The organism is Herbaspirillum sp. C7C2 (genome assembly GCF_022627865.1).
Taxonomy (GTDB): Bacteria; Pseudomonadota; Gammaproteobacteria; order Burkholderiales; family Burkholderiaceae_D; genus Herbaspirillum; species Herbaspirillum frisingense.
This window is the reverse complement of the sequence record NZ_JABXGI010000003.1, coordinates 1-26,980: the sequence shown is the minus strand read 5'-3', so window position 1 is coordinate 26,980 and position 26,980 is coordinate 1. Positions and strand designations below refer to the sequence as shown.

At 63.8% G+C, this 26,980-nt stretch carries 25 protein-coding genes; 22 read left to right on the top strand and 3 right to left on the bottom strand.

All coding sequences use genetic code 11. The annotated features are described in order from the left end of the window. Nucleotides 1-44 precede the first annotated feature (44 nt). Nucleotides 45-842 carry a transporter substrate-binding domain-containing protein gene (locus tag HWE04_RS06115; RefSeq protein ID WP_241812066.1) on the top strand — a complete coding sequence of 266 codons (798 nt, stop codon included), beginning with the start codon at nucleotides 45-47 and terminating at the stop codon, nucleotides 840-842. A 246-nt stretch (nucleotides 843-1,088) separates the two neighbouring features. Beyond that, nucleotides 1,089-2,750 carry a methyl-accepting chemotaxis protein gene (locus HWE04_RS06110; protein ID WP_241811869.1) on the top strand — a complete coding sequence of 554 codons (1,662 nt, stop codon included), beginning with the start codon at nucleotides 1,089-1,091 and terminating at the stop codon, nucleotides 2,748-2,750. 106 nt (nucleotides 2,751-2,856) lie between these two features. Here HWE04_RS06110 and HWE04_RS06105 read toward each other — a convergent pair whose 3' ends face one another. Further along, nucleotides 2,857-3,654 (bottom strand): transporter substrate-binding domain-containing protein, encoded by a 798-nt coding sequence (locus tag HWE04_RS06105; RefSeq protein ID WP_241811868.1) that lies wholly within the window; start codon nucleotides 3,652-3,654, stop codon nucleotides 2,857-2,859. 397 nt (nucleotides 3,655-4,051) lie between these two features. Here HWE04_RS06105 and HWE04_RS06100 point away from each other — a divergent pair, with 397 nt between their 5' ends. The 9 genes from HWE04_RS06100 to HWE04_RS06060 all read left to right on the top strand — a co-directional run bounded on the left by HWE04_RS06100 (nucleotide 4,052) and on the right by HWE04_RS06060 (nucleotide 12,157). Further along, nucleotides 4,052-4,330 carry a type II toxin-antitoxin system RelE/ParE family toxin gene (locus HWE04_RS06100; protein WP_152486647.1) on the top strand — a complete coding sequence of 93 codons (279 nt, stop codon included), beginning with the start codon at nucleotides 4,052-4,054 and terminating at the stop codon, nucleotides 4,328-4,330. A 9-nt stretch (nucleotides 4,331-4,339) separates the two neighbouring features. Further along, complete coding sequence (locus tag HWE04_RS06095; RefSeq protein WP_006462479.1) at nucleotides 4,340-4,645, top strand: HigA family addiction module antitoxin; 306 nt, start codon at nucleotides 4,340-4,342, stop codon at nucleotides 4,643-4,645. Nucleotides 4,646-4,758: 113 nt separating this feature from the next. Further along, nucleotides 4,759-7,059 (top strand): nitric-oxide reductase large subunit, encoded by a 2,301-nt coding sequence (locus HWE04_RS06090; protein ID WP_241811867.1) that lies wholly within the window; start codon nucleotides 4,759-4,761, stop codon nucleotides 7,057-7,059. A 22-nt stretch (nucleotides 7,060-7,081) separates the two neighbouring features. Continuing rightward, nucleotides 7,082-7,531: an RrF2 family transcriptional regulator gene (locus tag HWE04_RS06085; protein ID WP_006462481.1), complete on the top strand. Its 450-nt coding sequence runs from the start codon at nucleotides 7,082-7,084 to the stop codon at nucleotides 7,529-7,531. Nucleotides 7,532-7,565: 34 nt separating this feature from the next. Continuing rightward, nucleotides 7,566-7,913 carry a metal-sulfur cluster assembly factor gene (locus HWE04_RS06080; RefSeq protein WP_006462482.1) on the top strand — a complete coding sequence of 116 codons (348 nt, stop codon included), beginning with the start codon at nucleotides 7,566-7,568 and terminating at the stop codon, nucleotides 7,911-7,913. 1 nt (nucleotide 7,914) lies between these two features. After that, entirely contained in the window at nucleotides 7,915-9,057 is a 1,143-nt protein-coding gene (locus tag HWE04_RS06075; RefSeq protein WP_241811866.1) for a hypothetical protein, read from the top strand. Between the two features lie 141 nt (nucleotides 9,058-9,198). Then, entirely contained in the window at nucleotides 9,199-10,695 is a 1,497-nt protein-coding gene (gene nirK, locus HWE04_RS06070; protein WP_446719215.1) for a copper-containing nitrite reductase, read from the top strand. Nucleotides 10,696-10,727: 32 nt separating this feature from the next. Further along, the gene (locus HWE04_RS06065) at nucleotides 10,728-11,522 is read left to right on the top strand and encodes a formylglycine-generating enzyme family protein (RefSeq protein ID WP_241812065.1); all 795 of its coding nucleotides are present in this window, start codon (nucleotides 10,728-10,730) and stop codon (nucleotides 11,520-11,522) included. Continuing rightward, a complete protein-coding gene (locus HWE04_RS06060) occupies nucleotides 11,519-12,157 on the top strand; it encodes an SCO family protein (protein WP_241811863.1) in 639 nt (212 codons plus the stop codon). The genes HWE04_RS06065 and HWE04_RS06060 overlap by 4 nt, the downstream gene beginning before the upstream one ends. Before the next feature lie 28 nt (nucleotides 12,158-12,185). Here the strand turns inward: HWE04_RS06060 and HWE04_RS06055 are convergent, their stop codons facing one another. Beyond that, on the bottom strand, nucleotides 12,186-13,265 hold the full coding sequence (locus tag HWE04_RS06055; protein ID WP_241811862.1) for a YjhT family mutarotase: 1,080 nt from the start codon (nucleotides 13,263-13,265) through the stop codon (nucleotides 12,186-12,188). 285 nt (nucleotides 13,266-13,550) lie between these two features. After that, complete coding sequence (locus HWE04_RS06050) at nucleotides 13,551-14,750, bottom strand: aminotransferase class V-fold PLP-dependent enzyme (protein ID WP_241811861.1); 1,200 nt, start codon at nucleotides 14,748-14,750, stop codon at nucleotides 13,551-13,553. Between the two features lie 345 nt (nucleotides 14,751-15,095). Between HWE04_RS06050 and HWE04_RS06045 the strand changes: the two genes are divergently transcribed. The 11 genes from HWE04_RS06045 (at nucleotide 15,096) to gcvH (ending at nucleotide 26,287) form a co-directional block, all read left to right on the top strand. Next, on the top strand, nucleotides 15,096-16,034 hold the full coding sequence (locus HWE04_RS06045) for a LysR family transcriptional regulator (protein ID WP_077235030.1): 939 nt from the start codon (nucleotides 15,096-15,098) through the stop codon (nucleotides 16,032-16,034). Between the two features lie 310 nt (nucleotides 16,035-16,344). Then, nucleotides 16,345-17,817, top strand: a complete 1,473-nt coding sequence (locus HWE04_RS06040) for an NAD(P)-binding domain-containing protein (protein WP_241811860.1) — start codon at nucleotides 16,345-16,347, stop codon at nucleotides 17,815-17,817. Then, nucleotides 17,814-18,788 carry an ABC transporter permease gene (locus tag HWE04_RS06035; RefSeq protein ID WP_006462491.1) on the top strand — a complete coding sequence of 325 codons (975 nt, stop codon included), beginning with the start codon at nucleotides 17,814-17,816 and terminating at the stop codon, nucleotides 18,786-18,788. The genes HWE04_RS06040 and HWE04_RS06035 overlap by 4 nt, the downstream gene beginning before the upstream one ends. A 17-nt stretch (nucleotides 18,789-18,805) precedes the next feature. After that, on the top strand, nucleotides 18,806-19,750 hold the full coding sequence (locus HWE04_RS06030; protein ID WP_411910015.1) for an ABC transporter permease: 945 nt from the start codon (nucleotides 18,806-18,808) through the stop codon (nucleotides 19,748-19,750). Next, nucleotides 19,747-20,739, top strand: coding sequence for an ABC transporter ATP-binding protein (locus HWE04_RS06025; RefSeq protein ID WP_241811859.1), 993 nt, complete (start codon nucleotides 19,747-19,749; stop codon nucleotides 20,737-20,739). Before HWE04_RS06030 ends, HWE04_RS06025 begins: the two co-directional genes overlap by 4 nt. Continuing rightward, complete coding sequence (locus tag HWE04_RS06020; protein ID WP_241811858.1) at nucleotides 20,732-21,739, top strand: ABC transporter ATP-binding protein; 1,008 nt, start codon at nucleotides 20,732-20,734, stop codon at nucleotides 21,737-21,739. The genes HWE04_RS06025 and HWE04_RS06020 overlap by 8 nt, the downstream gene beginning before the upstream one ends. An 87-nt stretch (nucleotides 21,740-21,826) precedes the next feature. Further along, a complete protein-coding gene (locus HWE04_RS06015) occupies nucleotides 21,827-23,413 on the top strand; it encodes an ABC transporter substrate-binding protein (protein WP_241811857.1) in 1,587 nt (528 codons plus the stop codon). A gap of 4 nt (nucleotides 23,414-23,417) precedes the next feature. After that, nucleotides 23,418-24,749: an acyl-CoA thioester hydrolase/BAAT C-terminal domain-containing protein gene (locus HWE04_RS06010; protein ID WP_241811855.1), complete on the top strand. Its 1,332-nt coding sequence runs from the start codon at nucleotides 23,418-23,420 to the stop codon at nucleotides 24,747-24,749. Next, nucleotides 24,746-25,267 carry a CMD domain protein gene (locus tag HWE04_RS06005; protein WP_241811854.1) on the top strand — a complete coding sequence of 174 codons (522 nt, stop codon included), beginning with the start codon at nucleotides 24,746-24,748 and terminating at the stop codon, nucleotides 25,265-25,267. Before HWE04_RS06010 ends, HWE04_RS06005 begins: the two co-directional genes overlap by 4 nt. A gap of 11 nt (nucleotides 25,268-25,278) precedes the next feature. Continuing rightward, entirely contained in the window at nucleotides 25,279-25,881 is a 603-nt protein-coding gene (locus HWE04_RS06000; protein WP_241811853.1) for a peroxidase-related enzyme, read from the top strand. Between the two features lie 28 nt (nucleotides 25,882-25,909). Continuing rightward, nucleotides 25,910-26,287 (top strand): glycine cleavage system protein GcvH, encoded by a 378-nt coding sequence (gene gcvH / locus HWE04_RS05995; protein WP_077235039.1) that lies wholly within the window; start codon nucleotides 25,910-25,912, stop codon nucleotides 26,285-26,287. Nucleotides 26,288-26,980: the final 693 nt, after the last annotated feature.

Below are 26,980 nucleotides of genomic sequence, written 5' to 3'. Positions count from 1 at the left end.
CCGTCAGCATGGATCATCAATTCAACGACAACAAGGGAACCACCATGAAGTTCGTCAAGACCGCAATCGCTGCATCCCTGGGCCTGATGGCCGGTTTGGCCGGATCGGCCCATGCCGACAACCTGGCCGACATCCAGAAGGCCGGGGTGGTGAAGATCGGCGTGCCACAGGACTTCGCGCCCTATGGCTCGGTCAATTCCGACTTGCAGCTGCAGGGGCTGGACATTGAAGTGGCCAAGCTGGTGGCCAAGGGCATGGGTGTCAAGGCCGAGCTGGTGCCGGTCCCCATCTCCAGCCGCATGGCCTTCCTGCAGACGCACAAGATCGACCTGATCATCTCGACCCTGGGCAAGAATGCCGAGCGCGAAAAGGTGATCGATTTCTCGCAGGGCTATGCGCCCTACAACAACAGCGTCTTTGGCGTGGCCGCCATCAAGGTGGCCGGTCCGGCTGACCTGGCCAACCAGACCGTGGGCGTGGCGCGCTCCACCTTCGAAGACCTGATGCTCACCGACAGCGTCCCCAAGAGCACCGTCATCAAGCGCTATGAAGACAACAACGGCCTGATCTCGGCCTACGTCTCGGGCCAGGTCCAGATCGTCGGCACCGGCGACTTCGTGGCCTATGCGCTGGCCGAGAAGACACCCAACAACAAGCCGCTGCTCAAGTACATCATCAATGTCTCGACCTGTTATGTCGGCATGAACAAGGGCGAGCCCGCACTCATGGCCAAGGTCAACGAGGCCCTGACCGCCTCCAAGAAGAGTGGCGAGCTCAATGGCATCGTCAAGAAGTGGCTCAACGTGCCGCTGCCGGAAAAGATCGCCACCACCTACCAGTAAGAAGCATGATCCGGTCCGCATCGCGGGCCGGTACTGGTCCTCTGCACTGCGCGCCGCGTCCTGCGGCGCTGCGCTCCCCACTCCCCACTCCCCACTCCCCACTCCCCGCTCTCCACGTTCCTGCCTTCCGCCCCGCCCAGGCTGCGTTCCCGGCCACTGCTGTCGCAGGCAGGTACGTTTCTTGCTGGAAAAATGACAAGCGGCAACCTCGGGGGCGGCCGCATGCACCATTACTGGGGAATCATCATGAAGGTCTTTGGGAACCTGCGTATCGGCAGCCGTCTGGCTGGCGGTTTCGCGCTGGTATTGGCGTTGTCCATCCTGATCATGGGCATTGGCGTCTGGCGCCTGCAGGTGGTCAGCAATGTCACGCAGGACATGGTCAGCCAGTCGGTGCGCAAGGAGCGCCTGATCTCGGGCTGGTATGGCAACCTGCGCGCAGCCATCCTGCGCACCATCGCCATGTCGCGCAGCACCGACCTCACGCTCAACAATTATTTCCTCAACGAGGAACTGGCTTCGGTCAAGGAGAGTGCCGATTTGCAGAAGGAACTGGTGCCGATGTTCGACACCGCCAATGAAAAGGCACTCTACGCCGAGATCGAGGGCATGCAGAAAGATTACAAGGCGATCACCCTGAAGATGATGGACCTCAAGTCCACCGGCGAACAGGACGCTGCCAACAGCGTGCTGATCCAGGAGTTCATGCCGCTGTCCAAGAAATACCAGGTCGCCATGCGCAAGCTGCAGCAGGCCGAGCAGGCCGAGATCGATGACGCGGCCACCAACATCGTCGCGCTGGCCGCGCGCAGTCGCATCCTCTTGATGGTGCTGGAGGCGGCTGCGCTGGTCTTTGGCGTGCTGTGCGCCTGGCTGCTCACGCGCAGCATCGTGCGCCCGCTCAAGCAGGCCGTGGGCCTCTCGCAGCGGGTGGCCGCAGGTGACCTGACGGCACAGATCAGCGTCACCTCACGCGATGAGGTCGGCCAGTTGCTGGCCTCGCTGCAGGACATGAACACGCGCCTGCGCGACCTGGTCGCGCGGGTGCGGCATGGCACCGACGCCATTGCCACGGCATCAGGTGAAATCGCCGAGGGCAACCAGGACCTGTCGGCCCGCACCGAGCAGCAGGCCGGCGCGCTGGAGCAGACCGCCTCGGCCATGGAAGAACTGATTTCCACCGTCCGCACCAATGCCGACAATGCCCAGCAGGCCAGCCGCCTGGCGGCCTCGGCTGCCGGCATTGCCGGCGAGGGCGGGGTGGTGGTGGGGCGTGTGGTCGATACGATGGACGCGATCAACGGCGCGTCGCGCAAGATCGTGGACATCATCAGCGTGATCGACAGCATTGCCTTCCAGACCAATATCCTGGCCTTGAATGCTGCCGTGGAAGCGGCGCGCGCCGGCGAGCAGGGGCGTGGCTTTGCCGTGGTCGCCTCAGAAGTGCGCAGCCTGGCGCAACGTTCGGCGGCAGCGGCCAAGGAGATCAAGTCACTCATCGACGATTCGGTGGACAAGGTCAGTGCCGGCAGCACGCTGGTGGAACAGGCCGGTGCCACCATGTCGCGCGTGGTCCAGAGCGTGGAGCAGGTCAATGCCATCGTCAACGAGATCAGCGTGGCCAGTACCGAGCAGAGCGAAGGTATCCAGCTGGTCAATGACGCCGTCGCGCAACTGGACGACATGACCCAGCAGAACGCCGCACTGGTGGAACAGGCAGCAGCTGCCGCGGCTTCCATGCGGGGTCAGGCAGGGGAATTGACGGAACTGGTCAGCGTGTTCCGGGTAGAGGGGCAGGCGGTGATCACGCCAGCGGGTGGGGCTGATGAGTCCGACGAGCCTGGCGCTTCTGCCGGAGGTCGCCGGCTTGCCTTGTTCTCCCGTCGTCGGCCGCTGCTGACGGCGTGAGAGATGCTAGCGAGGGTAATGTCGATGATGCAAGGGAGGTAGAACATCGCAGGGCCTGACGGGACGCCCTCATGGTCGTCCCGTCGCCTGCCGTGGCGGCTTGCTCTTACTGGAAGGTCGTTGCCATCTTGGTCGGCAGCGGCACATTGAGCCACTTCTGCACGATGCCATTGAGTTCGCCGCTCTTCTTGGCGGCGGTCAGCACGTCATTGACCTTGGCCAGCAGGGCGGCTTCGCCCTTGTTGAGGCCCACGCTGCAGCTGGACTCGTTGATGATGTACTTGAGCACGGGCTTGTTGTCCGGCGCTTTCTCGGCCAGTGCATAGGCCACGAAGTCACCGGTTCCCACCAGTTGCACCTGGCCCGAGACATAGGCCGAGATCATGGCGTTGTTGTCTTCGTAGCGCTTGATGGTGGCGCTCTTGGGGGCGGTGTCGGTCAGCTGCAGATCCTGGAAGGTGCCACGGGCCACGCCCACGGTCTTGCCGGCCAGGTCGGCCGGGCCGCTGACCTTCACTGCGGCCACGCCGAAGACGCTGTTGTTGTACGGCGCATAGGCTTGCGAGAAATCGATGACCTTTTCACGCTCGGCATTCTTGCCCAGCGTCGAGATGACCAGATCGGCCTTGTGCGTCTGCAGGTAGGCGATGCGATTGGCGCTGGCCACCGGAACCAGCTGCACCTTCACGCCCATTTTCTGCGCGATCAGTTTGGCCACGTCGATGTCCAGCCCTTGCAATTGCAGGTCGGCGTTGACCGAGCCGAAGGGAGCGAAATCCTGCGGCACGGCGATGCGCACGGTGCCCGACTTCTGGATATCGGCCAGTGCGTCGGCGTGGGCGGTATTGACGGCCAGTGACAGCAGGGCCAGGGAAACGGCCAGGGCCGGTTTTGCAAACTTCATGGAAACCCCTTGAAAAATAGATGCGTCTGGAGCTTTCCCAATTGCAATGAGCGTGCCAGACGCTATGGACAGGTAATCGGCCGGAATTGAATCGGTAATCGACCCGGAAGCGGCTGATCGGGGATGATACGCCAGGATGCCCTTCCTGGGCGGGTGTTCATGGGGCATGGAAGGGACGAACTTGGGGCGGGGGTTCACCAAGTTCGGGCTTGTCTCATTGATTGATAATCGACAGATAAGCGACCGCCCAGGGGCGGAAATCCAAAAAATTCCGAATGCCGGATGAAAATGCCCCGCTTTTGCCAGCTGCCTTGCCTGTTCGACTAGGATGGCGCCTGTTCTTTCGCGAAGTTTCTGTTTAACGGAAACTGTTTGGCGGTATAAAATCATCCCAAAAATGATCCTTTCATTTTCTTGCGCAGATACTGAATCTCTGTTCCATAGCTTGCCGGTCAAGCGATTCAGGAATATCGAACGCGTGGCGCGCCGCAAACTTCTGATGATTCACGCTGCTTCTGCATTGTCGGTGCTACAGGTGCCTCCAGGTAATCATCTTGAATCATTGCGCGGAAACCGGAAGGGGCAATACAGCATTCGCATCAGCGGCCAGTGGCGAATTTGTTTTCGTTGGACCGCTGAAGGCGTACACGACGTTGAAATCGTCGATTACCACTAGGAGTGCACGATGACGAAGAAACTGGACGAAATTCATCCAGGTGAAATCCTGCTGGAAGAATTCATCAAGCCCATGGGGATGACGGCGGCGCGCGTGGCGGCCGATATCGACGTGCCGGTGTCGCGTATCAGTGAAATCGTACGTGGCAAGCGGCCTGTCACTGTTGATACGGCGGTACGCCTGGGCGTCTACTTCAGGATGGATCCCAAATTCTGGCTCAACCTGCAGGCCGAATACGATTTGCGGATCGCTCAACGTGAACTGCTGCCGATCATCAAGACTCGTATCCGTCCCATGATGGTGTCCGGTGCGTGAGCCGAACACATCGCTGCCCGCTGCGAGCGGATTTGTTTGATATGCCGCAAGGTTGACGGGCGGGGCGGCTCCTACCATAGATTCATTTGAAATGAACCTTATGGAGGAGGCGCATGAAATCAGTCCACAGGCTCTGGCGTTGGCTGGGGCTTATCTTTGTCCTGTCGTTCGGGATACTGGGTTTTCTCGGCTACCAGATCCATCTGCAGGCGCCGCCCATTCCCAAGACCGTGATGTCGTCCGAGGGCGAGCTGCTCTACACGGGCGAGCAAATCCAGGCCGGGCAACAGGCCTGGCTGTCGGCCGGTGGCCAGCAGATCGGTACCGTCTGGGGCCATGGTGCCTACGTCGCGCCGGACTGGTCGGCTGACTGGCTGCATCGTGAAGCGCTGGCGCTGCGGGAAATATTGCTTGAGCAGCGCGGCGCAGGGCTTGTCGGCACGCAGGCAGCTTCTACATCATCTCCGACGTCTTCATCCACAGCTGCCCTTGATGCAGCAGTGCGCGATGAAATGCGCCATAACGGCTACGATGCGGCCACCCAGGTACTGACCGTCTCCCGCCAGCGGGCACAGGCCATCCAGGCCACGGCGGCGCATTACGAGGGCCTGTTCGGCAGCGACCCGGCGCTGCAGCCGCTGCGCGAACAATACGCCATGGTGGCTGGCAGTCTGCCCGAGGCCAACGATCGCCGGGCGCTGGGCGCGTTCTTTTTCTTGTCTTCCTGGGCTGCTGCGACCGACCGGCCTGGTCAAACCGGTCTTTCCTATACCAGCAACTGGCCGCATGAACCGCTGGTGGGCAACAAGATGAGTGTGTCCGCCGCCATGTGGTCCATGGCCAGCATCGTACTGCTCATTGCCGGGATTGCTGCCATGGTGTGGTTCCATGGTGGCCAGAAGCACGCAGAGCAGAGCGTGTTGCCCAAGGTCGATCCCTTCCTCGATGTGGTGGCCACGCCGTCCATGAAGGCCACGCGCAAATATTTCTTTGCCGTCATCGGCCTGCTCCTGCTGCAGATCGGCATGGGCGCCATCACGGCCCACTATGCGGTGGAAGGCGAAGCCTTCTTCGGCATCCCGCTGGCGCAACTGCTGCCTTATGTTGTCAGTCGCACGGTCCACACACAGGTCGGCATCTTCTGGATCGCCACGGCCTGGCTGGCCACGGGCCTGTATATCGCGCCCTTGCTGTCGGGGCGGGAGCCGCGATTCCAGAAACTTGGTGTCGATGTGCTGTTCTGGGCGCTGATCGCCATCGTGGTCGGCTCGACCGCTACCGGCTGGATCGGCAGCCTGCAGCACGCCGGGGTCGACTTCAGCTTCTGGATCGGCAACCAGGGCCTGGAGTACACCAGCATGGGCCGGGTCTGGCAGATCCTGTTGTTCGTCGGTCTGCTGTTCTGGCTCCTGCTGCTGGGACGCGCGCTGTGGCCGGCCTTGAAGACGCCCTCCGAAAGCCGCGGCCTGATCGCCATGGTGTTCCTGTCGGCTACCTGCATCGGCGGTTTCTACGCCAGTTCCCTGATGTGGGGCCAGCATACCCATTACTCGATGATCGAATACTGGCGCTGGTGGCTGGTCCACCTCTGGGTGGAGGGTTTCTTCGAGGTATTCGCTACCGCGGTGGTCGCCCTGATCTTCACCCGTCTGGGCCTGGTGCAGACCGCCAGCGCCAACCGCGCCATCGTTGCCGAGACCATTGTCTTCCTGTTCGGCGGCATCCTGGGGACCCTGCATCACCTGTACTTCACCGGTACGCCGACCTCGGTGATCGCCGTGGGCGCGGTGTTTTCCGCACTTGAGGTCGTGCCGCTGGCCATGATTGGCCTGGAGGCGGTACAGACCTATCGGCGCGCCCAGGGGGCCGCCTGGATGCGCGCCTACAAGTGGCCCATCCTGTGTTTCGTGGCGGTCGGTTTCTGGAATACCGTAGGCGCCGGCGTGCTCGGTTTCGCCATCAATCCGCCAGCCTCGCTGTACTACGTGCAAGGCCTGAACATGACCCCGGCACATGGCCACGCCGCCCTGTTCGGTGTCTACGGCATGCTGGGCATCGGGCTCATGCTGTTCTGCCTGCGTGGCCTGTATGCACGGGAGCGGCATGCCGATGGGTGGCTCAAGCCCGCCTATCTGTGCCTGAACATCGGCCTGGCAATGATGGTCTTCATGTCCTTGCTGCCGGCCGGCATCTACCAGGCCTGGGCCAGCATCGACCGCGGCATGTGGTTTGCACGCTCACCCGAGGTGCTGCATTCCAGAGTCATGGAAACACTGGTCTGGCTGCGTGTGCCAGGTGACATCGTCTTTGCCGCAGGTGGGCTGATGCTGGCATGCTACGCCATCGGCCTGCTGCGTCGGCCCGGCCGTCATGCTGCCAGGAGCGCTGCGGCGGTCCCCTTGAAAAAAGCTTGAGACATCATCAGGAGCATTGCCCATGAAACTGACCCAGTTCACCGACTACAGCCTGCGCGTGCTGATGTACCTGGCCACGCAACCGGAGCGGCGCGCCACCATCGCCGAGATTGCCACCACCTTCGCCATTTCCGAAAGCCATTTGACCAAGGTCGTGCATTTCCTCGCGCAGCAGGGCTGGCTGGCCACCATCAGGGGCAAGGGCGGTGGAATGAGCCTGGCGGTGCCGCCGGCCGGGATCGTGATCGGCCAGGTCGTACGTGCCACCGAAGGGCCGGCCGTTCCGGCAGAGTGCTTCGGTCCGCATCCGGATCATTGCGTGATCGTCGATGCCTGCCGGCTCAAGGCGGCGCTGCAGAAGGCGGCCCAGGCCTTCTATGCCGTGCTGGATGAATACACCCTGGCCGACATCACACGCAACCGCAACGTATTGCTCCAGCTCCTTCAACTCCCGCCGGTGCGTGCGGCCTGAGGGCCGCTGTCCGGCGTCACCTTTTTCGCTTGCCATGGCTGCCATCACCGATGTTTCCGCTCCATTCCCTTACGACGGTCCGCACGCACTGCAAGGCCCGATACAGCAGGCCCTGACACGCGTGATAGACCCCGAGCTGGCGCTGTCCATCGTCGATGTCGGACTGATCTACAGTGTGCGCGTGGCCGATGGTGTGGCGCATGTCGAGCTGACGATGACCAGCCCGGCCTGTCCTTTGTCGGAGGTCGTGCTCGATGATGCCCGCACAGAGATGCGCAAGGTACTCCCCGCCGGCCATGGGCTGGATATCCAGCTGGTCTGGGAGCCGCCCTGGGAGCCGGCCCGGATGAGCGCCAAGGCACGTCATCTCATGGGGTGGTGAGATGCCCTCCGCGGTCGTGATTGCGCGCTTCAGCGTTGCCATCGCCCTGGTCGGCATGCTGGTGTGCGCGGTATTGGGCGGGCTGTTGCGGGCCGGTTCGCTGCCCCCTTTGCCTTACGGCAGTCAGCTGATCGGGCAAAGCGCCGGCTTGCATGCCGTACTGATGCTGCCGGTCTTTCTGGGGAGCGTCATCGCCATCGAGCGTGCGGTGGCGGTACGTCTTCGGTGGGCATATCTCGCTCCGTTGTGTTGCGTGGCGCAGGGCCTGCTGCTCCTGGCGACCGAGGGCCAGCAGGCCTTCCCCTGGATAACTGCTCTGGGCGGCGCGGCGTCGCTGTGCTTCGTGGCGGTCAGCGCGCTGTTGCTGGCGCGCCAGCCGGCCACGCATACGATGCTGATGTTGATGGCTGCCCTGGCATGGCTTGGCGGGAACGTGGTGCAGGCATCGCAACGCGACGTCAACGTCGCACTGCTTTGGTGGTTCGCCTTCGTGGTGCTGACCATCACGGCGGAACGTCTGGAGATGTCGCGCCTTTTGCCCAGGCACCCGGTATCGCGCCCGCTCTTGCTGTCGGCCCTGCTGTACCTGCTGGCGGCGCTGGTCACGGCACTGGTCGATCTGCGTATCGGACTGCTGCTTTTCGGCATCGCGCTGCTGACGTTGGCAGGGTGGCTCTGCTGCTTCGATGTCGCCCGACGGACTGTGCGGTCGCGGGGCCTGAGTCGTTACATGGCCGTGTGTCTGTTGAGCGGCTATGGCTGGCTGATGGTGTCGGGTCTTGGGTGGATCGGCCTCGGGCTGGAGTGGGGTGTGCATCCCGACGCGGGCCTGCCGCTACGCGATGTCGCGTTGCATGCACTCGGACTGGGTTTCATCTGGAGCATGGTGATGGCGCATGCACCGGTCATCCTGCCGGCGGTTGCCCGCGTGAAGGTGTTGTATGGCCCGTGGTTCTATGGGCCGCTGATGGTCATGCATGCCTCCTTGCTGTTGCGTTGTGGCGGCGGATGGTGGCACGCCGATCTGCTTGCCTCGGGCGCTTCGCTCAACGCAATTGCCATTACCTCGTTTGCACTGACGATGCTGGCCTCAGCATGGGCCTGGCGCTACCGGCACCATGGGGTCACTGCTGATACCGTTTGACCTGCCTCAATCCAATCTCGGTTGCGCGTTCTTAACATAAAGATTCATTCCTAATGAATGTTTATAGGCGCCGACCCTCGACGCCTCACCAAGGAGAACGTCGTGAGATTGAATATCAGGAAAGCGCTCATCCCCGCATTATTGGTACTGGGCCTCGCCGTCACGCTGCCGGCTACGACCGCGACCCCAGCGACCCCAGCGACTCCGGTTGCGGCCAAGCCGGTCCAGGTCGGCAAGTCTGGCAAGACCGGCGACTTCGGGCCGCCGCAGGGTGCACCCATCCGTGCTGTGCTCACCAGCCCACCGGAAGTGCCGCCACCCACCAACCGTAATTACCCGGCCAAGGTGATCGTCGATCTGGAAGTGGTGGAGAAGGAAATGCAGATTTCCGAAGGCGTCTCCTATACCTTCTGGACCTTCGGCGGCACCGTGCCCGGCAGCTTCATCCGCGTGCGCCAGGGCGATACGGTGGAGTTCCATCTCAAGAACCATCCCGACAGCAAGATGCCGCACAACATCGACCTGCACGGCGTGACCGGACCCGGTGGGGGTGCCGCCTCCAGCTTCACCGCGCCGGGTCACGCGTCGCAGTTCAGTTTCAAGGCCCTCAACGAAGGCCTCTATGTCTATCACTGCGCCACCGCGCCGGTGGGCATGCACGTAGCCAATGGCATGTACGGTCTGATCCTGGTCGAGCCTCCGCAGGGCTTGAGCAAGGTCGACCGCGAGTATTACGTCATGCAGGGCGACTTTTACACTACCGGCAAGTATCGCGAGAAGGGCGTGCAGCCGTTCGACATGGAAAAGGCGATCGACGAACGTCCGACCTACGTGCTCTTCAACGGTGCCGAAGGTGCGCTCACCGGCGACAAGGCCATCACCGCCAAGGTCAATGAAACCGTGCGTCTGTTCGTCGGCAACGGTGGTCCCAACCTGGTATCCAGTTTCCACGTGATCGGTGCCATCTTCGACAAGGTGCAGTTCGAAGGCGGCTCGCTGGCGCAGAAGAATGTGCAGACCACGCTGATTCCGGCCGGCGGCGCCGCCATCGTCGAGTTCCGTACCAAGGTGCCGGGCAGCTACGTGCTGGTCGATCACTCCATCTTCCGGGCCTTCAACAAGGGCGCCTTGGCCATCCTCAAGGTCAATGGCGCGGAGAACAAGGCCATCTATTCCGGCAAGGAACTGGACTCGGTCTACCTGGGCGACCGTGCCCAGCCCAATCTGGCCGCCGTGACCACGGCCACCGCCAACGCCGCAAGCGGCAAGCTGACGCTGCAGGATCAGGTGCAGGCCGGCAAAGCCCTGTTCGCAGGTACCTGCTCGGTGTGCCACCAGAGCAATGGTGCAGGCTTGCCGGGCGTGTTCCCACCGCTGGCCAAGTCCGACTATCTCACCGGCGGCTATGATCGCGCCATCAAGGCCGTGCTGCACGGGCTCAGCGGCAAGGTGGTGGTCAATGGCACTGCGTACGATTCGGTCATGCCGCCGATGAACCAGCTCAATGACGACGAGATTGCCAACATCCTGACCTACGTGGCCAATGAATGGGGTAATCCCGGTGGGCGCGTTTCCACCGAGGAGGTCAGGAAGCTGCGTGCCAGCAAGCCCGCCGAGGCTGCCAAGGCCGACCATTGAGCCATTCCGTGATCAGTGCGAGGGGGCGCGAGATGATCCGCGTCATCGTAGCGGCCGCCCTGCTGGCTCAGTTCGGCATGCCGGGGCAGGCCCATGCTCAGGGGGACGATTATGTGCGGGTGTCGGCCGGCACGCTGGTCAGCGTACTGGCCGGTGACGCCGACCGCGGGCCGGTCCCGGTGACCGCCTTCGACATGCGCATCCTGCCGGTAAGCCAAGACGCGTTTCGCGCCTTCGTGATCGCGCACCCGCAGTGGCAGCGTGGACAGGCGGTCCGAGCGTTTGTCGACGGTGGCTACCTGAAGGACTGGGCCACGCCGGAGCACCCGATGGAGGGCGCTGCCAGCGCGCGGCCGGTCGTCAACGTCAGCTGGTTCGCGGCGCAGGCCTATTGCGAAGCCGAGGGCGCGCGCCTGCCGACCTGGCAGGAATGGGAATACGTGGCCGCCGCCGATGCCAGTCGCCACGATGCCCGCGCCGATCCGGCGTGGCGCGCCCGCATCCTCAACTGGTATGCCCGCCCGGTCGGCGGCGGGCCTGGCGACGTGGGAGGCGAGGCCAATTTCTATGGTGTACGCGACATGCATGGTCTGATCTGGGAATGGGTGGACGACTTCAACGCCTTGCTGGTCAGCCCTGATAGCCGCTCGGCTGATGACCCCGACAAGCTCCAGTTTTGCGGCGCCGGCGCCATCAACCTGCAGCAACGCGACAACTATGCCGTGCTGATGCGTATCGCACTGCTGTCGTCCCTGGGCGCCGCCGACAGCACCAGTAGCCTGGGCTTTCGCTGTGTACGCCCGATTGCATCCAAGGAGAAGTCATGAAAATCCCAGCATTGCCAGCACTACTGGCGACCATGGCATTCATTGTTGGTGCGCTCACCGGCGGCACAGTGATGGCCGCAGCCCCGGAGGATCATTCCGCGCCAGCCTCTTCACGTCCGCCGGGGACAGTCGCAGCGGCCTTGCCCGGTGATTCGGTGTACCAGCTCGATGCCCGCTTTACCGATCAGGATGGCAGACCGTTCAGCCTGGCGCAAAGGCGCGGCCAGCCGATGCTGGTCGGCATGTTCTACACCTCGTGTGAATTCGTTTGCCCATTGCTGGTGGAGGCGCTGCGTAATACGGAGGCAGGACTCACGGCGCCGGAGCGTGCCAGGCTCAGCGTGCTGCTGATCACCATCGATCCCGTGCGCGACACGGTGGCTGTCCTCAAGCGTACCGCCGGCCAGCGCGAGATTGATTCGCCCCGCTGGACCCTGGCCCGCAGCGACGTCGCCACCACGCGCAAACTGGCGGCGATATTGGGATTGCAGTACCGGGCCCTGCCCAATGGGGATTTCAATCACAGCACTGACCTCATCCTGCTGGATGCAGAGGGGCGTGTGGCGGCCCGCACCAAACAGCTCAGCGGCATCGACCCGGAATTCTTGAGGAAGGTGAAGCTAAGCGCACAGTAGTGTCAGTGGTGGCAGATCGACCGGACGATCAACGCATGATGAGTCGATCCCGCAGCCACAGCGTATCCAGGCAGGGCCGCCCTTCATCACCATCGCCGCCGATGAGGACCAGGCCGTCGCCGACTTCGATGCTGATGCCGTTGGCACGGGGGCAGGGCAGGCTGTCCAGATAATTCCACTGCCGGTCCTGGAGGACGAAGATGTTGGCCAGCCATTTCCTGCGCAGTCCTTCATGGGCGAAATAGTCGCCGCGGGCGTAGCGTTCCCAGGCGCCGGCAAAGTGCGTTCCGCCGGCGACCACGGTCATGTTCCCGATGCGACCGCCGAAGCAGCCACCGAAGCCGTCGTTGACCGGCACCGCGTGCGACGCTTGCCACTGCACGCCGGCAGGGCCCAGCCGGCCATGCTTGATCGTGCTGGCATTCAGGCCGGGTTTGACTTCACCGCCCAGCAGATAGAAATTGGCGCCATCGCGGACCACAGCTGCCTTGCAGTGACCGTGGTGGGGCTGGGTTCCCATGCTGTGCCAGGTCATGGTGAGCAGGTTCAGGGCCCAGGTCTCGGCGTTCCAGTTGAATCTGGCGATGGGCCGGCTCATATAGCGCACGGTGATGCCCTCGCGGTCCCTTTCTTCGGCCGTTTCCAGGTCGCGGTGGAAAGCATCGAACTGCTCCCGATGGTAGCCACCGAAGAACAGCAGGGTGCTTGCATTGACTGCGATAGCAGCGGCGCCACTCAAGCCCACCGGCAAGACCGTGTTCAATTGCTCCCAGCGGTCGCTGGCGTGCAGGTAGCGGTAGGCCGTGTCGAATTGCGTAGTGACGGCAGCCGGTGATGCCTTGCCGAAGCCGCCGAACACGTAGACTGCATCGCCAGCGGCAATGACGACTGCGCAGCGCGGTGGCGGCCCGGGGAAATCGGCGCAGCGTTCCCAGTGATGGCCGGGAAGGGACAGGTCCAGGCAATACCAGCGATGACCCGCGCTGCCCAGGCCGGCATAGATGGTCTGGCCCACCCGCGCACCGCCGCCGTCCACGCACTCGCCCGGCAGGGCCGGCAGGTGCGTGGTGATGATCTGGTGGAGACGAGGAGGGGGCTGGGTGGGCATGGATTCTGTTTCTTGGACATGTCATCGGAATGCCGGATGCAAGGTAAAAGTGCTCACCTCCCCGGTCAATGAGAAAAGTCCTAAAAATCGAATCCGTGTGCGTGCTTGTGAAAATGGAAACGCCCCCGTCGTTGGCCGTCTGGGCGCGATGGCGTTGATCGTGAGTGATCCGTATGGAGCGCGAAAGCTCAGGCCGGGAGCGATCTCAGGCCTGGAGCGATACGCGAGAGGCAGGTCGGGGAAGAGGGAGGCAAGCGCGCCAGTGCCACGTCAGGCCGGGCCGCGTCAGGCCGGCAGCGCCGCGGCAAGCTCGCAGGCCAGCACCTGCCGCACGGCGGCGACCACGTAATCGATCTCCGCTTCGGTGGTGCCGCGTCCCAGTGAGAAGCGCACCGCATTGCGTGCCACTTCCGGCGAACGGCCGATGGCCAGCAACACGAAAGAAGGTGCGGAGGCAGCCGAGTTGCAGGCCGAACCGGCCGATACCGCGATGCCCAGCAACTGGCTGGCCAGCGTGCCATAGCGGGTGGGCGGGAAGCTCACGTTCAGGTTGTGGGGTACGCGCTGCTCGGCGCTGCCATTGAGCTGCACGCCGGGCAGATCCGCCAGCCCGGCCCACAGCCGATTGCGCAGGGCGCGAATGCGACGGCCTTCTTCCTGCAGCAACTGGCCGGCCAGGGCGAAGGCTTCGCCCATGCCGACGATCTGGTGCGTGGCCAGGGTGCCCGAACGCATGCCGTTTTCATGACCACCGCCATCGATCTGGGCTTCCAGCTTCAGGTCCGGATTGGTGCGCACGTAGAGCGCGCCTATGCCCTTGGGGCCATACACCTTGTGCGCGGAGAAGGACATCAGGTCCACCGGCAGCTGCGCCAGGTCGATGGCGATCTTGCCGGCGGCCTGCACCGCATCGACGTGGAATACCACGCCGCGTTCGGCGCAGAGGCGACCCAGTTCGGCGATGGGCTGGATCACGCCGATCTCGTTGTTGACGTACATGACCGAGGCCAGCAGCGTATCGTCGCGCAGGGCGGCGCGGAACTGCTCCGGGGTGATCAGGCCATCGGCGCCAGGCTGCAGATAGCTGACCTCGAAGCCGGCCTTCTCCAGGGTGTGCATGGTATCGAGCACGGCCTTGTGCTCGGTCGCCACGGTGATCAGGTGCTTGCCGCGTCCACGTGCGCGCAGGGTATGGGCGCACCCCTTCAGGGCCAGGTTGTTGGATTCGGTGGCACCGGAGGTCCAGATGATTTCATTGGCCTGCGCACCCACCAGAGCAGCCACTTGCGCCCGCGCATGATCCACGGCGCGCCGCGCCTCCCAGCCGAAGGGATGGGAGCTGCTGGCGGCATTGCCGAACTTTTCGGTGAGGAAATCGCACATCACCCGCGCCACCTGCGGATCGACCGGCGTGGTCGCGCCATAGTCAAGGTAGATGGGGAATTGCAGATCGGCCGGCGGGCGACAGGGGGCAGGGGCGTTCATGTGGGCGTGGTCGGACTAATCGGAATAATCGGAAGCTCGGGGTTGATCCAGCCGTGCGGCCGGCACATCGTATCCATACGTCATGGGTCATACGTTAGCGCGCCTGGCCACGCCGGGAAAAGGACTTTGAAGGTATTTGTATATACGCTTTACGGTTTTTCCTGGCGGCAATGCCGTGGCAGCAAGCGCAATGGCGCCAGCGGCGGCCCTGATTCCCTCGAATTCCAGGTCAAGCAACGCCGGCATGCATTTGCTTATACAAAATTATTATACTGAAATAGAATACAGACAAACCTATAATTCGAAAATCATATGCAAGCACTTTGATCAAGGAAAGCGATTTCGATGGACCTGAACCAGCTGGAGGCATTTGCGGCGGTAATGACCCTGGGTAGTGTGACCGGCGCCGGTCGCAGCCTGGGGCGTTCGCAGCCGGCCGTCAGCAAGGCCGTCGGTGATCTGGAGGCCGAGCTGGGCTATGCCCTGTTCGACCGCAACGGTCCGCGGGTAACACCTACCGCCAAGGCTTTCCTGCTCTATGAAGAAGTGGAGCGCTCGCTGGTGGGCCTGCGTAGCATCCGCGAACGTGCCCAGGAAATCGCCCGGGAAGAAGTCCATCCCCTGCACCTGGTAGCGACTCCCGCGCTGGCCTCGACCATTGCTCCGGCCGCCCTGCAGTTGCTGGCCAGCGACAAGGGGCGTGCCTTTCCCGAACACGTCCATCTGCGCAGCGCATCGGCCGAGCAGGTGGTGCATGCCGTCCTGCACCGTACCGTGAGCCTGGGGCTGACGTCCTTGCCGGTGGCTCATCGCGGGCTGGACCTGCACTGGATCGGCGAGGCGCCCTGCGTGGCGGTGGTGCGCGCCGACCATCCCCTGGCCGGGCGCGACAAGCTGACCCGCGCCGCCCTGCGCGGGCAGCGCGTCATCACCATGTCCAATCGCTACCGCCTGCGCCAACGCGTGGAGAGCGCCCTGGGCGAAGACAGCCAGCTGGACGTGGCCATCGATACCAACACCTCCTTCAACGCCATCATGGCCGCCCGCGCCGGGCTGGGGGTGGCGCTGGTGGAGCCGGCCACGGCCTATGGCATGCCCATCGAGGGGATGGTGGTCAAGCGGCTGGCGGTGGACATCCCTTTTTACTTTGGTGTGGTCACGCCCTATGGCAAGCCGGTCGAGGGCATGACCCAGAGCCTGATCGATGCGGTGGAGCAGGCCGCACGCCACACCCTGCAGGGCTTCGTCAAGCGTGACGCCAGCCTGCACGATGAATTGCTGTAAATGATTTTGTAGTGTGTAGCAGCGAAGTAAGTAACAAGTAACAAAGAGGCTGGGGCAGATATTGTGTGCCGCCACTCACCGTTCGACCTGAGTAGCGGCATGGCCGCGTCTCGAAGGCGCCACGCAGGTACGCCTTCGATACGGCCTTGAAAGGGCCTACTCAGGTCGAACGGTAGGTGGCTGAAGTCGGCACAGCCTCCCAACAGCGGCGTCAACCGGGAAGGGTGCCGCATCACAAGAACCCGAAACGAGACGATCGACGGCAAACTACCGTGCCGGCGACGTCTTTTCATGCTTTTGACGAGGCGATATGGACAATACCCAAGCGACAACATCGAGCGCCCCCAGCCCGGCCGGACTGGCCGCCCTGGAGGCGCGTCTGCGCCAGGACCTGGAATGGCTGGCGCTGCCCGGCAAGTCGTGGACCCCGACCCTGCAGCGCGATGGTCAGCCCGTGATCGACGTGGCCATCATCGGCGGTGGCCAAGCCGGCATGGCCGCCTCGGTGGCGTTGTCGCACCTGGGTATCGCCAATGTCATCTACGATCAGTCCCCCAAGGACTTCGAAGGCCCCTGGGCCACCACGGCGCGCATGGAAACCCTGCGCTCGCCCAAGACCCTGACCGGTCCGGCGCTGGGCTTTCCGGCGCTGACCTTCCGTGCTTGGTTCGAGGCCCAGTTCGGTCTGGCCGCCTGGGACGCGCTGGACAAGATTCCGCGCCTGCAGTGGATGGATTACCTGCGCTGGTTCCGCCGCGTGATGCAACTGGATATCCGCAACGAGCACCGCGTGCTGGCCGTGCAGCCGCGTGCCGATGGCATCGTGGCATTGAAGCTGCAGTCGCCTGCGGGCGAGTCCACCGTGCTGGCGCGCCGCGTGGTGGTGGCCACCGGCCGCGATGGTCTGGGCGGTGCCTACCTGCCGCCGCTGGTGCAGCAATTGCCGCGCGACCGCTGGGCGCATTCGTCCGACCTGTTGGACTACGCCAGCCTCAAGGGCAAGCGCGTGGGTGTCATCGGTGGCGGTGCCTCGGCCATGGACAGCGCGGCCACCGCCCTGGAAGAGGGCGCGGCGCGAGTCGATCTGCTGATCCGCCGCAAGGACCTGCCGCGCATCAACAAGGGCAAGGGGTCGGGCAGTCCCGGCCTGGTCAACGGCCACCTGCATCTGCCGGATGCCTGGAAGTGGCGCATCCGCCATTACGTCAATGCCCAGCAGGTGCCACCCCCTTCGGGCAGCACCCGTCGCGTTTCACGCTTTGCCAATGCCCGTTTCCTGCTGGGGACGGCCATCGAGGCGGTCGAGGTCAAGCAGGATGGCACGCTGCTGCTGCAGACCAATCGCGGGCCGCTGGAGCTGGATTTCCTGTTCTTCTCCACCGGTTTCAAGATCGACTGGAGCCTGCGCACCGAATTCAGGGACATCGCCCCGCACATCCTCAACTGGAGCGACCGCTATACCCCGCCGGCCGGTGAAGAAGACCAGGAACTGGCTGATTCCCCCTACCTGGGTCCGGTCTTCGAGTTCCAGCAGAAGACCCCGGGCAGCCTGCCGGGGCTGGAGCGCATCCACTGCTTCTGCTACCCGGCCGCCGCCAGCCATGGCACCGTGTCCGGCGACATCCCGGCCATCAGCGACGGTGCCTATCGCCTGGCACAAGGCATCGCCGCGCTGATGTACAGCGAAGATGTCGAGTACCACTACCGCAATATCCAGTCCTATGAAGAGCCGGAACTGGAAGGCGACGAGTGGACCGAATCCCCCTGGGAGCTGCCCGCATGACGGTCGCCATTGCAAAGAGCGTGCTGCAGGCGCTGATGGTGGTGCTGTTGATGACGGTGATCGTCTTCTTCGGCCTGCACATGATCGGCAATCCGGTCGATATCCTGATCGGCCAGGACGTCGACCAGGTGGACCGCCTGCGCATCATCCAGGAGCTGGGGCTGGACCAGCCGGTCTGGCGCCAGTACCTGGCCTTCCTCAATGGCGCCCTGCACGGCAACCTGGGCAACAGTTTCGTCTACAACACCCCGGCCATCCTGCTGATCTTCCAGCGCTTGCCGGCCACGCTGGAACTGGCTTTCGCGGCGCTGTTCCTGGCGCTGCTGGTGGGGGTGCCGCTGGGTCTGTTCGCAGGCATGAAGCCCGACCATCCACTCTCGCGCCTGGTGATGACCACCAGTATTCTCGGTTTTTCGCTGCCCACCTTCTGGATTGGCCTGATGCTCATCATGGCCTTTTCGGTCACGCTGGGCTGGCTGCCTTCGGGCGGGCGCGGCCAGACCGCCGAACTCTTCGGGGTGCAATGGTCGTGGCTGACGGCGGACGGCTGGCGCCACATGATCCTGCCGGCCATCAACCTGTCGCTGTTCAAGATTTCGCTGGTGATCCGCCTGACCCGCGCCAACGTGCGCGAGGTGCTGCCGATGGACTTCGTCAAGTTCGCCCGTGCCAAGGGGCTGTCCCCGGCGCGGGTGGTGCTGATGTATGTGCTGCGTAATACCCTGATCCCGCTGGTGACCGTGGTCGGCCTGGAATTTGGCTCCACCATCGCCTTCGCAGTGGTGACCGAGAGCATCTTCGCCTGGCCCGGTGCGGGCAAGCTGATCCTCGACAGCATCAATGCCCTGGACCGGCCCGTGATCGTGGCCTACCTGATGGTGATCGTCTGCATGTTCGTCACCATCAACCTGGTGGTCGACGTGCTCTACAAGATACTGGACCCGCGCGTGCGGGTGGAGGCCAAGGCATGAGCGTGCCGCCAACCGAAATGACCCCGATGACCCAGGAGCAGGTGCGCGCCCGCGTGGCCGAGCTGTCGGCCTTCCAGGCCCCGCGCCGCGAGTCGCCCTGGCGCCGCGTGCTGCGCCACTTCGTGGCCTCGCGCTCGGCCGTGCTGGGCCTGGTGATCGTGCTGCTCTTGATCGTGGGTGCCATCGCCGCGCCCTGGATCACGCCGCAGAACCCCTATGACCTGATGCAGCTGGACGTGCTCGATGCGCGCCTGCATCCCGGCACCATCAACGGCCTGGGGACCTATACCTACTGGCTGGGAACCGATGGCCAGGGCCGTGACCTGGTCTCGGCCATCCTCTACGGCCTGCGCATCAGCGTGGGCATCGGTGTGGGCTCGGCGCTGATCGCCGGCGTGATCGGCACGCTCGTCGGCCTGCTGGCCGCCTACGCCGGGGGCAAGGTGGACACGGTGCTGATGCGTTTTGCCGACCTGGTGCTGTCGTTCCCGTCGATTCTGGTGGCGATGCTGATCCTGGCTTACGTTGGCAAGGGCATCTTCAACGTCATGGCCACGCTGGTGGTGCTGGAGTGGGCCTACTATGCCCGCACCGCCCGGGGCCAGGCGCTGGTGGAACGGCGCAAGGAATACGTGGAGGCGGCACGCGGACTGAACCTGTCCTCCTGGCGCATCATGGTGCGCCACATCCTGCCCAACTGCCTGCCGCCGCTGATCGTCATCGGCACCCTGCAGGTGGCCCGTGCCATCACGCTGGAAGCCACGCTGTCCTTCCTCGGCCTGGGCGTACCCATTACCGAGCCCTCGCTGGGCCTGCTCATCTCCAACGGTTACCAATACATGCTCTCGGGCGAATACTGGATCAGCTTCTATCCCGGCATCACGCTGTTGGTCGTGATCGTCGCCATCAACCTGGTGGGCGACCGCCTGCGCGACATCCTCAATCCAAGGTGGCAGAAATGAGCGCCCTCACGCTGGAAGTGCGCCATCTGCGCACCCATTTCTTCACGCCCGATGGTGTGCTGCCGGCGGTCGATGATGTCTCGCTGTCGGTCGGTCGTGGCCGCATCCTCGGGCTGGTGGGTGAATCGGGCTCGGGCAAGAGCGTGACCGGTTTTTCCATCCTCGGCATGGTCGATGCCCCGGGCCGCATTGTCGGCGGCGAGATACTGTTCCAGGGACGCGACCTGGTGCGCATGGACAAGACCTCCCTGCGCGAGCTGCAGGGCAACCGCATCGCCATGATCTTCCAGGATCCGATGATGACCCTGAACCCGGTGCTCAAGGTCGAGGCGCAGATGGTCGATGCCGTGCTCGCGCACAGCAAGGTGAGCCGCCAGCAGGCCCGTGAACTGGCCCGCGACACCCTGGGCATGATGGGTATCGCCAGCCCCGAGGAACGGCTGCAGGCCTATCCGCACCAGCTCTCGGGTGGCATGCGCCAGCGCGTGGCCATTGCCATTGCCATGCTGCACAAGCCCGACCTGATCATTGCCGATGAGCCGACCACCGCGCTGGATGTGACCATCCAGGCGCAGATACTGTCCGAAGTACAGAAACTGGCGCGCCAGCATGGCACGGCGCTGATCTGGATCACCCACGACCTGTCGGTGGTGGCGGGCCTGGCCGATGAAGTGGCGGTGATGTATGCCGGACGTATTGTCGAGCAGGGCAGTGTGGATGCGGTGCTCGATGCGCCGCTGCACCCCTATACCCAGGGCCTGATCGGCAGCCTGCCCAGCAACAACCGGCGCGGTGCGCGCTTGCGCCAGATTCCCGGTATGACGCCCAATCTGCTGCACCTGCCCCCCACCTGTGCCTTCGCGGCGCGCTGCGAGCGCGTCAGCCAGCACTGCCTGGAAGCCCCCGGGATCAGCGAACCGCTGCCGGGCCACCGCGTACGTTGCTATCACCCCACTACCAGCCCACAGGGCAATGCGCAACATGGATAAGGCCGTCATCCCCCTGATCGAAACCCGCGCCGTCAGCCGTCGCTTCGGCGAGCGTCGCCAGGGCTGGCTGGAGCGCCAGTTGCAGGCACGCGGCTGGAGTCGTCCACCGGCCGTCACGCATGCCCTCGATCAGGTCGATCTGAAAGTCTTGCCCGGCGAAGTGGTCGGGCTGGTCGGCGAATCCGGTTGCGGCAAGTCCACGCTGGGCCGCGTGGCCTGTGGCCTGCTCGATCCTTCGGACGGACAGGTGCTGATCAACGGCCGCGAGCGTTCCACGCTCACCAGCAAGGAAGAAGCCGAAGCCCGCCTGCAGGTGCAGATGATCTTCCAGAACCCCTACGCCAGCCTGAACCCGCGCCTGCGCATCGACCAGATCGTGGGCGAGGCCGCGCAAGTCAACGGCAAGGTCGAGGGTGACCTGGATGAGTACGTCTGCCGCCAGCTGCTGCGTGCCGGCCTCGATCCGGCCCTGCGCGACCGCTACCCGCACCAGTTCTCCGGCGGCCAGCGCCAGCGCATCGGCATCGCCCGCGCCCTGGCAGTGCAGCCGCAGATGCTGGTCTGTGACGAGGCCGTGGCGGCGCTGGACGTGTCGATCCAGGCACAGATCCTGAACCTGTTCATGGACCTGCGCGAAGAACTAGGCCTGACCTATCTCTTCATCAGCCATGACCTGGGCGTGGTGGAGCATGTCTCCGACCGCGTGGTCATCATGTACCTGGGCCGCGTGGTGGAGAGTGCGCCGGTGGGCGAGCTGTTCGGCCAGCCCAACCATCCCTACACGCAGGCCCTGCTGGCCGAGGTGCCGCGCATGGCAGCACGCAAGAAGGAGTTCACCGCCATCAAGGGCGAGATTCCCAGTCCGCTCAATCCACCCACGGGCTGCCATTTCAATCCGCGCTGCCCGCATGCGATGGCGCGCTGCCGTGAAGAACAACCGCTCCTGCGCGAGATCGCACCGGGGCATATGAGTGCCTGCCATCTCAACGATGGCCGCTGAAAGAGATACAAAAAATCTAGTACCGAGCAGTCAAGAACTTGGAAATTCCGTAGTGCCTCCACCATGACCACACAGAGGAACCCGACCATGAAGAAGACCCTCCTGACCCGCCTGCTGGCCGTTGCCCTGACCGGCGTGGCCCTGGCCACCGCTGCCGATGCCGCGCGTGCGCAGAACCTCAACATCGCCTTTGCCGACCCGCTGTCGTCGCTGGACCCGCAGTTGAACAACCACGCCGGCGACCGCTCGGTGGACCTGCATTTCTGGGACCTGCTGGTCCAGAACGACTACAACAAGCTGGTCCCCGGCCTGGCCGTGAGCTGGAAGAACATCGACCCCAAGACCTGGGAATTCAAGCTGCGCCCCAACGTCAAGTGGCAGGACGGCAAGCCCTTCACCGCTGACGATGTGATCTTCTCCTACCAGCGCGCCCGCGCCGTACCGGGCAGCGTGGCGACCTTCGCCGGCTACCTGCGCACGGTGGAATCGGTCACCGCCAAGGACCCGCTGACCCTGGTCATCAAGACCAACATCCCCAACCCCGACCTGCCGCTGAACCTGGCCTCGGTGCACATCGTCAGCAAGCACGTGGGCGAGAAGTCCACCACCGAGAACTACAACAGTGGCGCGGCCGTGGTGGGGACCGGTCCCTACAAGTTCGTCTCCTACACGCCGGGCGATCGCGTGGTCATGCAGCGCAATGACGACTACTGGAACGGCAAGGCCCTGTGGGAAAAGGTCAACTACCGCTACATCAACAACGGCGCGGCCCGCACCGCGGCGCTGCTGTCCGGTGACGTGGACGTGATCGACAAGGTCTCGGTGTCCGACCTGGCCAAGCTGAAGCAGTCGCCCAACGTCAAGGTCTATCCCTACAACGGCCTGCGCGTGCTGCTGATCCAGCCGAGCTTCCACGAAGGCCCCAGCCCCTTCATCACCGACAACAACGGCAAGCAGCTGGACAAGAACCCGCTGCTGGACGTACGCGTGCGCCGCGCCATGTCGCTGGCGATCAACCGCAAGGCCGTGATCGACCGCATCCTGCAGGGCGCCGCCACCGAGGCCAACCAGTGGATGCCGGCCGACACCTTCGGCTACAACCCGGAGATCAAGAACATCCCCTTCGACGCCGCCGAGGCCAAGAAGCTGCTGGCCGAGGCCGGTTTCCCGGACGGTTTCAAGCTGACCATCCACGTCCCCAACGACCGTTATCCGCAAGCGCCGGAAACCATGCAGGCGGTGGCCCAGTTCTGGACCCGCATCGGCATCAAGACCCAGGTCGAGGTGTTGCCATGGGCGTCGTATTCCTCGCGTGCCAACAAGAACGAGTTCGCGGTCTCGGTCCTGGCCTGGGGTAACGGCACCGGCGAAGCCAGCTATGCCCTGGTCAACGTGCTGGGTTCGGTCGATCCCAAGAAGGGCATCGGCGCCTCCAACTGGAACCACTACAGCAGCCCGGCCGTGGACAAGGCCCTGGCCGATTCCACCGCGGAATTCGATCCTGCCAAGCGTGAAGCCATCCTGCGTGGCGCCGCCAAGACGGTGTCGGAAGAAGTGGGCGTGATCCCGCTGTACCACTACCAGAACATCTGGGCCGCCAAGAAGGGCCTGAAGGTCACCCCCATCAGCAGCGACCGCACCACCGCCATGATGGTGACCCAGGACAAGAAGTAAGCCCATGCCCAACTTCTCCATCGAGGTCAGCCCGGCCGACGACCTGATCGACGTGCCACGCCGCATCATCGTGCGTGGCGCGCATCCGGGCGAGCCGGTGCGGATTTCATCGGTAACCCTGCGCAATGGCGCCCAGTGGCAGAGCAGCGCCTGCTATATCGCCGATGCGTATGGCAACGTGGATGTGAGCATGAACCCGGCCATCGATGGCGACTACTACGGCATCGATCCGATGGGCCTGCTGTGGTCGCAGCAACCGGTGCAGGCCGGGCGCCGCGACAACTTCCATTCCGATGTGATGGCGCCGCTGGTGACGACGCTGACCGTGTCGTCGCTGGACCAGCCTGGCCTGGCCCGCTGCACTCCGGCCAGCACGGAGATGGTGCAGCGCCTGGCAGCCGAGGGCGTGATCCGGCGCGAGATACGCGAAGAGGGGCTGGTCGGCAGCTTGTTCCTGCCGGCCACGCCCGGGCCACACCCGGCGGTGATGATCGTCAACGGTTCCGGTGGCGGCATCAATGAACCGCGCGCGGCGCTGTATGCCTCGCGCGGCTATGCGGCCTTCGCGTTGGCTTACTTCAAGGCGCCGGGTCTGTCCAACTACATCTCCAACACGCCGCTGGAATATTTTGAACGTGGCCTGGACTGGCTGCGTGCCGAGGTACAGCCGCTGCACGACTTCGTGGCCATCAGCGGCCAGTCGCGGGGTGGCGAACTGGTGCTGTTGCTGGGCGCGACCTTCCCGCAGAAGGTATCGGCCGTGCTGGCCTACGTGCCCAGCGCGCTGGTGCACAGCGGCCAGAATGCGGCCGACCCGGCCGTGGGCCGCGAAGGCCCGACCTGGCTGCTGCGTGGCGAGCCGCTGCCACACCAGTGGCAGGACAACCGCAGCGCCAGCTGGGCGCCCTTCGACGAAGGCCCGGTACCGCATCGCCATGAACTGGCGATGCTGACCGCCTTGCAGGACGAGGAGGCGGTGGCCCGCGCCCGCATCCCGGTGGAGAAGATCGCCGGGCCTGTGCTGCTGCTATCGGCCACCGACGATGGCTCCTGGCCCTCCAGCCTCTACTGCGGCATGGTGCGCGACAAGCTGGCCGAGGTGGCGCATCCCTGGCCGGTGGTCTGGCGCAATTACGCCAATGCCGGCCATTCCATCCTGTTCCCGTTCGTACCGACCACGCAGACCACCTATGCCCATCCGGTGTCCGGTCGCATCAGCACCGGTGGTGGCGAGCCGTCCGCGAATGCCCGCGCCGATCTCGACTCCTGGCAGCAGGCGCAGCACTTCCTGCGCGACGCGCTGACCAGGCATTCATCCAACAAGGAGACTTCATGAGTACCCCCGCCTACGACATCAGCAAGGATGTCATCGACCAACTGTCCGGCCTCGACGCCGGCAGCCCGCTGCACAGCCTGCGCCACCAGCGCGAGAAGGTGGCGGTGGCTTCGCAGGGCAGCTACGACACGCTGTTCGATCCTGCGCTGGCAGGCATCGGCCTGGACGAGCGCCTGCTGGTGGCGCTGTACGCCTGCCGCCTGGCCGGTGCCACCGACCTGGCTGCGCACTATCGCAGCCGCGCCCAGGCAGTACCGGCCGAGGCCGCGCAACTGGCCGTGGCCGACAGTGGTGAGCCTGAGCAGCTGCCCCCGGGGCGCCTGCGCGCCATGCTGGAATTCACCCGTGCGCTGACGCAGCGCCCGGTCGACGGCGACAAGGCCGCCATCGAGAAGCTGCCAGCGGCCGGCATCAGCACCCCTGCGGTGGTGGCGCTGTCGCAGCTGATCGCCTTCGTGTCCTATCAATTGCGCGTGGTCGCGGGCCTGAAGGCCATGCGTGCTGCGGCGGCTCAGTAAGGAGAATCGACATGAGCGACATCATCAAGGCCAACGGCTTTACCAATGAAACCCTGGAGTGGGATGCGTGGCTGGATGTGATCCAGCTGGACCAGGCCAGTGAAGACCAGGTGAAGGTGCTGGAGGAGAGCCATCCCAAGGCCAAGACGTCGGACTATTACCTGTTCCTGGCGCACCAGCCGGACATCCTGCGCCAGCGGTCGGCAGCCTTCAACGCGATCATGTACGCGCCGGGCGGCTTGTCGCGCGCGGAGCGTGAGCTGGGCTCGCTGGTGGTTTCGCGCATCAATGGTTGCGTCTATTGCGCGTCGGTGCATGCGCAGCGGTTCGAGCAGTTGGCCAAGCGTAACGATACGGTGAAGCAGGTGTTCGATTCGCCGTATGGCGCGGGCGTGGATGCGCGTGAGCAGGCGGTGGCGAAGTTTTCTGCGGAGTTGACGGAGACGCCGGGTGAGATCGGTGCGGCGCAGATCAAGGCGTTGTATGACGTGGGTCTGTCGGAGCTGGAGGTGTTGGATCTGATCCATTCGGTGGCGATCTTTGCCTGGGCCAATCGGCTGATGCTCAATCTGGGTGAGCCGGTGTTTGCGGATGGTTCCAGGGCTGAGGCTTGAGGTTCGTCTTTATTTTTAGGAGGCTGTGATGCTGATTCCCGATCATCTTGTCTATGCCCAGACCCATGAGTGGGTGCGGGTGGAGGAGGACGGTTCGCTGACCATCGGTATTACCGATTTTGGGCAGGAGCAGTTGGGGCCGCTGGTCTATGTGGAGATGCCGGCTGTTGGGCGTTCTTTGGTGCGGGGGGAGGAGTCGGGGATTGTTGAGTCCAACAAGACGGCTTCTGATCTGCATGCGCCGGTTGATGGGGTTGTGCTGGCGGTCAATGAGGCGCTTGTCGAGACGCCTGATGCTGTCAATGATGCGCCCTATGAACAGTGGATCTTCAAGCTGCAGCCGGCTGTGGCGTTTTCTTCTGAGGGGTTTTTGGATGCTCAGGGGTATTTGAAGCTGGTTTCCTGATTTGGTTTTTGTTTGTTGGTTGGTTGTTGCTGGGGCTTGGGTAGTCTGCACGGAATTTCTTCCTTCGCCCTGGCTTAATTTCTATCTCTCTCCGGTCGGAGGGGAGCGCCGGGGGCGGCCCGGCAGCCGCTCACTTTCTTTGGCCCGCCAAAGAAAGTAAGCAAAGAAAACGGCCCCCAAGAGCCAGCCCTCCTGCGGAGGGTTCCCGCCGGAGTGAAGCGGCAAGTGGGAAAAATAGAGTCGCTTCGCTCCCACTATTTTTCTGATCCACTTGCCGCTCCACTCCGGCGGCTGGCTCCCAAGGGGGAAAGCGTGTCCGGCTCGCCTTCGGCCTCGCGGGGGCTCGCCTTCGGCTTCGTGGGGGGCTTGGCACATCTTGGTGGGGCGCTGCTGATACTTTTTCTCTCTTGATTTTTTTCGTCTGTTCGACTGAGCAGGGTCGTATCGGGATACTCCGCCAGCATTAAGTTTTGATTAATGCATCTACCAAGATCATTAAATCCGTGGCATTCCGAAGCCGGAGGCGAGCCCTCTGCGAGGCCGAAGGCGAGCCGGATCGGCTGTCCGCTTCTGCCCCGCCGCGTTGGTCCCCATGAGAACGGATCAGGAAAATAGTGGGAGCGAAGCGACTCTATTTTTCCCGTTCTCATGGGGACCAACGTGGGGACCCTCCGAAGGAGGGCGGGGCAGTAG

What these genes read in the sequence shown, in the direction of transcription:
- HWE04_RS06060 (WP_241811863.1), top strand. Translation starts at nt 11,519, where the DNA reads ATGAAAATCCCAGCATTGCCAGCACTACTGGCGACCATGGCATTCATT.
- HWE04_RS06115 (WP_241812066.1), top strand. Translation starts at nt 45, where the DNA reads ATGAAGTTCGTCAAGACCGCAATCGCTGCATCCCTGGGCCTGATGGCC.
- HWE04_RS06005 (WP_241811854.1), top strand. Translation starts at nt 24,746, where the DNA reads ATGAGTACCCCCGCCTACGACATCAGCAAGGATGTCATCGACCAACTG.
- HWE04_RS06100 (WP_152486647.1), top strand. Translation starts at nt 4,052, where the DNA reads ATGATCCTTTCATTTTCTTGCGCAGATACTGAATCTCTGTTCCATAGC.
- HWE04_RS06055 (WP_241811862.1), bottom strand. Translation starts at nt 13,265, where the DNA reads ATGCCCACCCAGCCCCCTCCTCGTCTCCACCAGATCATCACCACGCAC.
- HWE04_RS06045 (WP_077235030.1), top strand. Translation starts at nt 15,096, where the DNA reads ATGGACCTGAACCAGCTGGAGGCATTTGCGGCGGTAATGACCCTGGGT.
- HWE04_RS06080 (WP_006462482.1), top strand. Translation starts at nt 7,566, where the DNA reads ATGGCTGCCATCACCGATGTTTCCGCTCCATTCCCTTACGACGGTCCG.
- HWE04_RS06105 (WP_241811868.1), bottom strand. Translation starts at nt 3,654, where the DNA reads ATGAAGTTTGCAAAACCGGCCCTGGCCGTTTCCCTGGCCCTGCTGTCA.
- gcvH (WP_077235039.1), top strand. Translation starts at nt 25,910, where the DNA reads ATGCTGATTCCCGATCATCTTGTCTATGCCCAGACCCATGAGTGGGTG.
- HWE04_RS06110 (WP_241811869.1), top strand. Translation starts at nt 1,089, where the DNA reads ATGAAGGTCTTTGGGAACCTGCGTATCGGCAGCCGTCTGGCTGGCGGT.
- HWE04_RS06015 (WP_241811857.1), top strand. Translation starts at nt 21,827, where the DNA reads ATGAAGAAGACCCTCCTGACCCGCCTGCTGGCCGTTGCCCTGACCGGC.
- HWE04_RS06065 (WP_241812065.1), top strand. Translation starts at nt 10,728, where the DNA reads ATGATCCGCGTCATCGTAGCGGCCGCCCTGCTGGCTCAGTTCGGCATG.
- HWE04_RS06040 (WP_241811860.1), top strand. Translation starts at nt 16,345, where the DNA reads ATGGACAATACCCAAGCGACAACATCGAGCGCCCCCAGCCCGGCCGGA.
- HWE04_RS06075 (WP_241811866.1), top strand. Translation starts at nt 7,915, where the DNA reads ATGCCCTCCGCGGTCGTGATTGCGCGCTTCAGCGTTGCCATCGCCCTG.
- HWE04_RS06085 (WP_006462481.1), top strand. Translation starts at nt 7,082, where the DNA reads ATGAAACTGACCCAGTTCACCGACTACAGCCTGCGCGTGCTGATGTAC.
- HWE04_RS06010 (WP_241811855.1), top strand. Translation starts at nt 23,418, where the DNA reads ATGCCCAACTTCTCCATCGAGGTCAGCCCGGCCGACGACCTGATCGAC.
- HWE04_RS06020 (WP_241811858.1), top strand. Translation starts at nt 20,732, where the DNA reads ATGGATAAGGCCGTCATCCCCCTGATCGAAACCCGCGCCGTCAGCCGT.
- HWE04_RS06025 (WP_241811859.1), top strand. Translation starts at nt 19,747, where the DNA reads ATGAGCGCCCTCACGCTGGAAGTGCGCCATCTGCGCACCCATTTCTTC.
- HWE04_RS06090 (WP_241811867.1), top strand. Translation starts at nt 4,759, where the DNA reads ATGAAATCAGTCCACAGGCTCTGGCGTTGGCTGGGGCTTATCTTTGTC.
- HWE04_RS06000 (WP_241811853.1), top strand. Translation starts at nt 25,279, where the DNA reads ATGAGCGACATCATCAAGGCCAACGGCTTTACCAATGAAACCCTGGAG.
- HWE04_RS06030 (WP_411910015.1), top strand. Translation starts at nt 18,806, where the DNA reads ATGACCCCGATGACCCAGGAGCAGGTGCGCGCCCGCGTGGCCGAGCTG.
- HWE04_RS06035 (WP_006462491.1), top strand. Translation starts at nt 17,814, where the DNA reads ATGACGGTCGCCATTGCAAAGAGCGTGCTGCAGGCGCTGATGGTGGTG.
- HWE04_RS06050 (WP_241811861.1), bottom strand. Translation starts at nt 14,750, where the DNA reads ATGAACGCCCCTGCCCCCTGTCGCCCGCCGGCCGATCTGCAATTCCCC.
- HWE04_RS06095 (WP_006462479.1), top strand. Translation starts at nt 4,340, where the DNA reads ATGACGAAGAAACTGGACGAAATTCATCCAGGTGAAATCCTGCTGGAA.